Source organism: Tenacibaculum sp. L6 (genome assembly GCF_028823685.1).
Taxonomy (GTDB): domain Bacteria; phylum Bacteroidota; class Bacteroidia; order Flavobacteriales; family Flavobacteriaceae; genus Polaribacter.
This window is the reverse complement of the sequence record NZ_JAPEHZ010000191.1, coordinates 1-541: the sequence shown is the minus strand read 5'-3', so window position 1 is coordinate 541 and position 541 is coordinate 1. Positions and strand designations below refer to the sequence as shown.

The window sequence follows — 541 nt, the reverse complement described above, 5'->3', positions numbered from 1 at the left end:
AGTAAAAAGGCAACTAATCTGACTAATCAAATTATTGAAAGTAAATATTTTTTCTATTCAGATGTTTCATTAAAAGCAGAGCACTTGTATCAATTGTCAAAATTACTAGAACTCAAAATGAACTTATCCGATAAAGAACCAGATTCAAATAGAATTGGAAAAATAAAAGAATTATACAACTCAATTTCAACATTTAATTTGGACGATAGTGTTTTTGACGAAATTGAGACATTAAACATACAGTTAAAAAATAAACTTGTAACTGACATTAATATTTTAAAGGAGAACAGCATTTTGAATAAAAATAAAATTATTGCTAATGGTCAAATAATAAAAGACGAGTTAGAAAAGTCTGATGATATGATTTCTCGTAAACACATTTTATTTAGAGATATTCAAGAAATTAAAGCTGGATTTGAAAAACCAAACCAAATATTGATTGACAATAGAAACGGTAGAACAGAAGTATACGCGAAAAAAACTATTGCTAACAAAGAACTGAGGTAAAAAACAAGTAAATTTTATACTTTTTTAAACCAAA

1 protein-coding gene is annotated in these 541 nt (G+C 25.5%); it reads left to right on the top strand.

The features are described from left to right. Window positions 1-507, top strand: a 507-nt coding sequence (locus tag OU788_RS12675) for a hypothetical protein (protein WP_274635490.1), incomplete at its 5' end; no start/stop codon positions are given. Window positions 508-541: the final 34 nt, after the last annotated feature.